The 7,709-nt window shown below is 71.2% G+C and carries 8 protein-coding genes; 3 read left to right on the top strand and 5 right to left on the bottom strand.

Features of this window, described 5'->3' with window-relative positions:
- On the top strand, nucleotides 1–253 hold a 253-nt coding region (locus BN12_RS23080), incomplete at its 5' end, for a TetR family transcriptional regulator C-terminal domain-containing protein (RefSeq protein ID WP_048555812.1).
- Between the two features lie 45 nt (nucleotides 254–298).
- Here BN12_RS23080 and BN12_RS23075 read toward each other — a convergent pair.
- From BN12_RS23075 to BN12_RS23060, 4 genes are read right to left on the bottom strand one after another with little or no spacing between them, the layout of a single operon-like run.
- The gene (locus BN12_RS23075) at nucleotides 299–955 is read right to left on the bottom strand and encodes a response regulator transcription factor (protein WP_327152638.1); all 657 of its coding nucleotides are present in this window, start codon (nucleotides 953–955) and stop codon (nucleotides 299–301) included.
- A complete protein-coding gene (locus BN12_RS23070) occupies nucleotides 946–2,118 on the bottom strand; it encodes a sensor histidine kinase (RefSeq protein ID WP_048550363.1) in 1,173 nt (390 codons plus the stop codon). The genes BN12_RS23075 and BN12_RS23070 overlap by 10 nt, the downstream gene beginning before the upstream one ends.
- Before the next feature lie 38 nt (nucleotides 2,119–2,156).
- Complete coding sequence (locus BN12_RS23065) at nucleotides 2,157–2,885, bottom strand: hypothetical protein (protein WP_157635341.1); 729 nt, start codon at nucleotides 2,883–2,885, stop codon at nucleotides 2,157–2,159.
- Entirely contained in the window at nucleotides 2,882–3,832 is a 951-nt protein-coding gene (locus tag BN12_RS23060; protein ID WP_048550367.1) for an ATP-binding cassette domain-containing protein, read from the bottom strand. The genes BN12_RS23065 and BN12_RS23060 overlap by 4 nt, the downstream gene beginning before the upstream one ends.
- Nucleotides 3,833–4,093: 261 nt before the next feature.
- On the opposite strand from BN12_RS23060, the gene BN12_RS26435 reads away from it, so the two are divergent.
- Together BN12_RS26435 and BN12_RS23050 are read left to right on the top strand one after the other, a co-directional pair.
- A complete protein-coding gene (locus BN12_RS26435; RefSeq protein ID WP_235432297.1) occupies nucleotides 4,094–4,414 on the top strand; it encodes an RNA polymerase sigma factor in 321 nt (106 codons plus the stop codon).
- Nucleotides 4,350–5,051: an RNA polymerase sigma factor gene (locus BN12_RS23050; RefSeq protein WP_048550371.1), complete on the top strand. Its 702-nt coding sequence runs from the start codon at nucleotides 4,350–4,352 to the stop codon at nucleotides 5,049–5,051. Before BN12_RS26435 ends, BN12_RS23050 begins: the two co-directional genes overlap by 65 nt.
- A gap of 182 nt (nucleotides 5,052–5,233) precedes the next feature.
- On the opposite strand, the gene BN12_RS23045 is transcribed toward BN12_RS23050, so the two are convergent.
- On the bottom strand, nucleotides 5,234–6,970 hold the full coding sequence (locus BN12_RS23045; protein ID WP_048555811.1) for a glycoside hydrolase family 13 protein: 1,737 nt from the start codon (nucleotides 6,968–6,970) through the stop codon (nucleotides 5,234–5,236).
- Nucleotides 6,971–7,709 lie beyond the last annotated feature (739 nt).

Below are 7,709 nucleotides of genomic sequence, written 5' to 3'. Positions count from 1 at the left end.
CCTGGCCCGGCTCCAGCACGAGTTCACCGCACGGCTGCGCGCGGCGTGCGCGGAGGCGTTCCGCCTCGCCCAGGAGCGCGGCGAGACGCACACGGCGTTCGACGCCGACGTCGCGGCGAGCGCCACCGTGGCGATGCTCGACGGGCTCCTCGTCCACCTCCTGAGCGACCCGGAGGGTATGCCGGGCCCGCTCGCCATCGCGATCCTCGACGAGCACCTCGCCCGCTTCGTCGACATCGGAATCCCGGTGTGACCAGCGCCCCTCGACCTCGGCCCGTGCTCAGGACGTCGGGCCGGGTCACGCGAGGCCGGCGTGGTGGGCGAGGATCGCCGCCTGGACGCGGTTGCGCACGCCGAGCCGGGTGAAGATGTCCCTGAGGTAGCCCTTGACGGTGCCCTCGACGAGGAAGAGCTCCGCGGCGATCTCGGCGTTCGAACGGCCGCGGGCGAGCAAGGTCAGGACGTCGCGCTCCCTCGGCGTGAGGTTGGCCACGGCCCGCGAGGCGTCTTGCATGGGCGTCGTCGAGGTCGTACGGAGAACCTCGATGAGGTGGGCGGCGACGGCGGGCGAGAGCGTCGCGCCGCCGGCTGCGGCGGCCTTGACGCCGCGGATGAGGTCGTACGGGTCGCCGGACTTGACGAGGAATCCGTTGACACCGAGGCGCACGGCGCGCGCGATGTAGTCGTCGTCGCCGAAGGTCGTGACGATGAGCACGGCCTGCCGCGGTCGGGCACTCCGGATCTGCTCGACGGCCGCGAGCCCGTCGAGCTCGGGCATCCGGATGTCCATGAGGACGACGTCGGGACGCTCGGAGAGGGTGAGCGTCACGGCCTGTCGGCCGGTCGCGGCGACGGCGGGGACCACCTCGATCTCGGGGTCGGACTCGAGGATGGCTCGGAAGCCGGCGCGGATCGCGAGCTCGTCGTCGGCGAGAAGGACGCGGATCACAGCCACGACTGCTTCCGGAGGTCGGTCAGCCGCACGACGACGCCCTCGTCGGAGCACACCTCGAAGACGGCGAGGCCGAGGGGGAAGTTGCCGTCGGTGTAGTACGCGCACGACCAGTCGGGGTCGTGCGCGTGCGTCGGAACGAGGCGGACGGGTGCCTGGCGGGGCGGCAGCAGCCGCTCAGCGGTGGGGGCGGGTATGCCGACCCGCAGCCTGGCGAAGACGCTGTCCTCCACGACGTCGTCATGGGTCGACCAGGCGTAGAAGCCGATGAGCACGAGAACGGCGACCGTGGTGGGGACGAGGGCGGACGCGACGGTTCGCCGCAGCGGCGAGCGACGTCGGGTCCCGACGTCCGCCGGGGTCGACGTTGGGTGTCGCGGGATCCGCGCCGCCACGACGAACTCGCCATCCTCGACCATGTGGTCGAGTCGCCCGCCGGACAGGGCGAGCCGGCGGCCCAGCGCGTCGAGACCGGTCGCGGACGTGCTCGTCCGCGACCGCTGGATCTGGTCGGAGGGCATCGGGTTGCGCACCTCGACGGCGACGACGTCGGGGTCGGTGCGGTAGGCGATGGTGACCGGCCGGCCGGGCGCGTGGGTGAGGGCGTTGGTCAGCGTCTCGCGGAGCACCTGGTGCAGCCCGTGCTCGACGGTCGTCGGAAGCCGTGGGGGTCTACGTCCGGTCTGCGAGATCGACACGCCGGATGCGGTGAGCCGGTCGATCATCGCGTCGATGCTCTCGGAGGTGGCGTCCTCGCGGGCGGACTCGAGCGCACGGTGGAGCTGTTCGACGGCCTTGGCGACGTCGCGGCGGATGTCGGCGGCCTGCTCCTGCACGGCTCCGGTCGTGCGGACCTGGAGGTTGCCGGCCTTGAGGGCGATGAGGCTCAGCTCGTGGCCGAGCGCGTCGTGGAGCTCGTCGGCGAGCCGGCTGCGGTCGGCCAGGATCGCATTCGTCGCGATCGCCTGCTCGTAGTCATGCCGGAACCCGCGGTAGCGGATGACGAGGAGCCCGAGCCAGACGAGGACGACGAGCACGAGCTGGAGAGCGACGAACAGGACCGTGGCCCGTGTCGCGGCCCACCAGCCGAGCATGGCCACCTCCAGCACCACGCACGCGACCGCATACACCGCGACGGTCGACGCACGCGGCGGCAACCGGATCATGCCCTCCACACTAGGCATCTCTCTGCGCGCCGCAGCCGTCATGCGTCACGACGTGCGAGCTGCACGGAGGCGATCGCATAGGTCGCGGCGGCCCACGCCGTCACGACGAGCAGGCCGACGAGGGAGGGATAGTCGGCGTCGCTCGCGACGATGAACCGTGCGGCGCCGCCCGCCGGCGTCCACACACTGACCGATGACGGCAGGGCGAGCATCCCGACGAGGAGGACGACGCCGACGCAGAGGGTGCCGACGGAGTGGCGGAGGATGGCACCGATCGCGACGAGCAGGACGACGGCCGCGGCGAACACCGCCCCCACGCGCAGCATCGTGACGACGGGCGTCTCGGCGAGCGGCGCCGCGTGACCGGCGAGGGCGAGAGTCGCTGCGGCGAGACCGAGCCCGGCGGTGGCGCAACCGCTGAGGAAGCCGACGACGACGCCGACGACGGTCTTGCCGGCGAGGACGACGGCTCGCCGGGGCTGTGCCTGGAAGGTGGAGCGGATGCTGCCGCTGGAGTACTCGGCGGTGATGAGCACCATGGCGAAGGCCGCGAGCGTCAGCAGACCGAACTGCACGGCGGGGCCCAACGCGTCGATGGCCCGCATCGTCGCCTGCGCCGGGCGGTCCCCGGTCCCGATGTCGTGGACGAAGTCGTTGCCCAGCGACGCCGCCGTGACGAGGACGAGGACGACCGTCCCGACGAGGCACAGCAGCGGGGAGAGGAGGGAGAACGTCTTGCCCCACTCGGCACGAAGCGCCCGCATCATCGGCTCGCGCCTTCAGGCCCGCCCGACGCCGATGGCGCGTCGGCTCTGCGGAACTCGAAGGCGTCCTCCACGAGACGGAGGTATCCCTCCTCGAGGGTCGCCGGGGTCACGGACAGCGAGTGCACTCGCATCCCCTCGTCGAAGGCGGCGTCGCCGATGCGCGCGGGTGTGCCGCCCGTGATCTCGAGCTCTCCGGGCGACGTCTCCGCCACGGACATCCCGGCCCGGTCGAGGGCCCGGGTCAGCCCGGGGGCCGCGGCGACGTCGGGCGTCCGCAGGACCACGACGTCGGAGACCGAGGAGACCAGCTCGTCGGTGCTGCAGTCGGCGAGGAGGCGTCCCTTCCCCATGACGATCACCCGGTCGACCGTCTGGTGCATCTCCGCCATGAGGTGACTGGAGACGAGAACGGTACGACCCTCCGACGCGAATTCCTTCAGCAGCAACCGGATCCAGCGGACACCGTCGGTGTCGAGCCCGTTCATCGGCTCGTCGAGCACGAGCACCGCGGGGTCCCCGAGAAGGGCTGCGGCGATCCCCAAGCGCTGCCCCATCCCCAGGGAGAAGCTGCCGGCACGGCGTCGGGCCACCGATTCGAGCCCGACCAGCTCGATCACCTCGTCGACCCGGCGCGACGGGATCCCCGCATACCGGGCCAGCGCGAGCAGGTGCGCCCGTGCGCTCCGTCGAGGGTGGTAGGACCGGGCGTCCAGGTGCGCGCCCACCGTCTGCAACGGGCGAGGCAGTCGGGCATACGGGATACCGTCGATCGTCACCCGTCCGCGTGTCGGACGGTCGAGTCCCAGGAGGAGCCGCATCGCCGTCGACTTGCCCGCGCCGTTGGGTCCGAGCAGTCCCGTCACATGCCCGCTGCGGACCTGGACCGTCACGGCGTCCAGCGCCGTCGTCGCGCCGTAGTGCTTGGTCACCGCGTCGAAACAGATCATCGCTCCATGGTGAGCAGGCGCGTCGCCCGCCACCACTGCCGAAAGGAAGGGACCTCGCCGTCCTCGGCGGAGGCCCGGGTGGCCGGTTCGACGGTATGCCGCGGGAGTCCGCGACCGACGAGCAGGAGCGCCAGGGTCGCCGCGATGCCGCCGAGGCCGAAGCGGGCGCAGCCGAGGACGGCGTACCTTCGGCAACACCGTCCGGTGGACAGACGGGAACTCTGGGCGCGTCGTCGGGCATAAGGAGGTGTGAGGGCATCGATGGACGTCGACTCCGACGCAGTGCTATGGGCGCGATCCCAGGGCGGGCTGGCGTCGGCATTCGGCGAGCTGTTCCGCCGCCACTCCTCGGCCGTGTACAACCACGCGTTCCGGCGGACAGCCTCGTGGGAACGGGCCGAGGACGTGGTGTCCATCGTGTTCCTCGAAGCGTGGCGAGCGCGAGGCAAGGTCGTCCTCGATGCTGACGGGTCGCTGCTTCCGTGGCTCCTCGGCATCGCGAACAACGTTCTGCGGCATGAGTATCGAGCCCGGGAAGCAGGAGGTCATCGCGTTGTGTGTCTGGGCGGAACTCACCTATGAGCAGGCAGCTGTTGCGATGAACGTCCCGGTCGGGACTGTCCGGTCCAGGCTGTCGCGCGCGCGAGCCAAGCTGCGCGCGAGGGTCGCGGCACCGACGCGCCCGATCTCGATGGCGAGACGAGACATGAGACGTCTGGACCTCCCACCGACCCGCTCGTTCGCCGGCCCTCGAGCAGAGGCGATCGAACACCTCTTGTATGAGGTCGTCGCCTCGAGGGCGCGGCCTCGGCGCAGTCGTCGTCGGATGGTGGCTGCGATCGCCGGGGTCGGTCTGGCGGGTGCGGGCGTCGCGGTCGCTCGGACCGTGCTGGCTCCGGCTGCTGATGACTCGCTGGTGCGGTGTCACTCCACGGTGCAGGTCGGGCGGGGTGACGACTTCGCCGGCACGTCGGTCGCTTCGGCGGTGCCCGGGGGTGGACCCGTTCCGATGGATCACGCTGTGGAAGCGTGCCGTGACCTCTGGCAGCAGGGCCTGCGTCGGGGATCGGATCGCGTGGGTTCCCCCGGCGCCGGTGGTAGCCGAACCGTGCCGCCGCTGGTCGGCTGTGTGGACACCGACGGGGTCGCCGCCGTGTTCCCCGGCGACCCGGGACTGTGCCCGACTCTCGGGCTCCGCTCGCTGCGAACGGGGGGCTGAACGGCGGGTCCCTCGGCCCGGCGGCGTCGGGCCGGTTGCCCATGCTTGTGGGGAAGGTGGTTGTCGTCCTGACGCCCGCCAGTCTCCCCACAAGCGTTGCTGCCCGCCATCGAGGACACGGCGGCCTCACCCGTGCGGCGTGACCTCCGGCATACCGGCATACCGGCTGACCGGCTGACCGGCTAACCGGACACGGTCCTGCGGAGCACGACCGCCTCCCATGACCGCAACGCGACCCGGTCGCCGTCCGTGGCGACGGGCGACGTGTAGTTGCCGATGACGAGTGAGGCGTCGCTCCACCCAGGACCCACCTCGGCGACCTGGGGATCGCTGCTGAAGCTGCCGAGCACGAGCAGCTGCTCGTCGCCCAGGGTGCGCGTGAACGCGTAGACGTGCGGGTCGTCGGGCAGGAGGAGGTGGAAGTCGCCGCGCTGCACGACGGGGTCCTCGTGGCGCAGGGCGACCAGCCGCCGATAGAGGTGGAACACCGAGTCGGGGTCGGCTCGCTCCGCGGCGGCATTGATCGTGTCGTGGTTGGGGTTCACCGCGATCCACGGCCGCCCCGTGGTGAACCCGGCCTGGGCGGTGTCGTCCCACTGGACCGGCGTGCGGGCGTTGTCGCGGCTGCCCGCCGCCAGGCAGCCGAGCAGCTGCTCCTCGCTGAGCCGGTCGCGCTCGGCATCCGCCCACCGCAGGGATTCGATGTCGCGGTACTCCTCGAGGGAGGTGAAGTGGGCGTTGGTCATGCCGAGCTCTTCGCCCTGGTAGATGTACGGCGTGCCGCGGTGCAGGTGGAGGACGATGGCGAGCATCGTCGCCGACTCACGCCGGTATGCGACGTCGTCCCCGTAGCGGGACACGATCCGCGGCTGGTCGTGGTTGTCCCAGTAGAGGGCGTTCCAGCCGGCCTCCGCCAGACCGGCCTGCCAGCGGCCGAGGGTCGCCTTGAGGTCCCGCAGGTCGAGGGGGTGCACGTCGAACCGCCCACCCGGGCCGTGGTCGAGGGAGACGTGCTCGAAGGTGAACACCATGTCGAGCTCGTGGCGGGCGGGGTCGGTGAGGAGGCGGCCGTGCTCGACGGTCGTGCCGGGGGTCTCGCCGACGAGCAGCAGGCCGCCGCGCCGGCCGTCGAACACCTCGCGGTGCATCTCCTGGAGGAACTCGTGCAACCGGGGGCCGTTCGCCGCCGCGACACCCGGTTGCCCGTACCGGCCGTCCTCGGCGGGCACGTCGGGCAGGGAGCCGTCCGGGCCGACGGTCTTGGAGATGAGGTTGATGACGTCCATCCGGAACCCGTCGACGCCCCGGTCCAGCCACCACCGCATCATCCGGTAGACGGCCCGGCGCACCTCGGGGTTCTCCCAGTTGAGGTCGGGCTGCTTCCGGCTGAACAGATGGAGGTAGTACTCACCGGTGGCCTCGTCGTGGTCCCAGGCGGGGCCGGAGAAGAACGAGCCCCAGTTCGTCGGCTCGGCCCCCGGCGTGCCCGGCTCCATGCCCTCCCGCGCCGGCCGCCACCAGTACCAGTCCCGCTTCGGGTTGTCGGTCGAGGACTGCGACTCGACGAACCAGGGGTGCTCGTCGCTCGTGTGGTTGACGACGAGGTCCATGACGAGCTTCAGCCCCCGCTCGTGGAGCGCCTCGAGGAGCCGGTCGAGGTCCTCGAGCGTGCCGAACGCGGGGTCGATGTCCTCGTAGTCGCTGATGTCGTAGCCGTTGTCGTCCTGCGGGCTGCGGTAGATCGGCGACAACCAGAGGACGTCCACACCGAGCTCGACGAGGTGGTCCACGCGCTGGAGGATGCCGGGCAGGTCACCGATGCCGTCGCCGTTCGTGTCCTGGAACGACCGCGGATAGATCTGGTAGACGACGGCGCGCGTCCACCACGGCTCGTCGGCGGGCTCGAGCTCGTCGGGCACAGGGTTCACGGGACTCCTTGGTCTTGAGGAGGTATGCGGCCACTCCGGATATGCCGGTCTCTCGCGACCCGCGGTGGCCGGGTTCCGGGGGACCGGTCGAGGCCCACTCCACCACATGCAGCCCCCGCGTGGGAGGCCCCGATCGGTACCCGACCCAGACGGTGGCGATCCAGGTCGTGGAGGAACGGCCACCCATGCGCGCCACGGAGGAGCATCGGAGCCGGCACGAGACGACGGAGTGCGCCGGCCACACGGGGTCGGCGTCGTCGAGGAGCCACCCGACGAAGTCGCCCGCTCCGCGGCGATGTCGGGCGCGGATCGCAATACCTCGACTCCCAGAGCCTCCGTCGGGTCGAGGTGTGTGGTGCTGTTCTGGTGGGGTCTGGATACCTCGATTCCAGGGGCCTCGGTCGGGTCGAGGTGCACAGACACCCGTCCTGGTTGGAAGCGATCGTCGGGAGGGGTCGGCCGCGGAGAGCGGAGCCGAATCAGCCGTGGAGGGCGGGCCGCCGCGACACGGTCGGCCGTTCCCGGGTACCACGCCGGACGGCTCGGCGCGTCGGCCAGGGCGCTAGGCAGCTCGCTGAGGAAGGTGCTCTGGCGGTCTGCCACCCGATCGGGGCCTGTGCACCACTCCTGTCGTGCCTGTGCACCACTCCTGTCGTGCCCGTGCACCACTCCTGTCGTGCACCATTCCTGTCGTGCCCGTGCCGGGGTCCTGTCGTGCCCGTGCCGGGGG

The sequence above is a fragment of the Nostocoides japonicum T1-X7 genome (assembly GCF_001046855.1).
GTDB classification, from domain to species: Bacteria; Actinomycetota; Actinomycetes; order Actinomycetales; family Dermatophilaceae; genus Nostocoides; species Nostocoides japonicum.
Note: the sequence above shows the minus strand (reverse complement) of the source record. Positions and strands in the feature narration are given on the sequence as shown.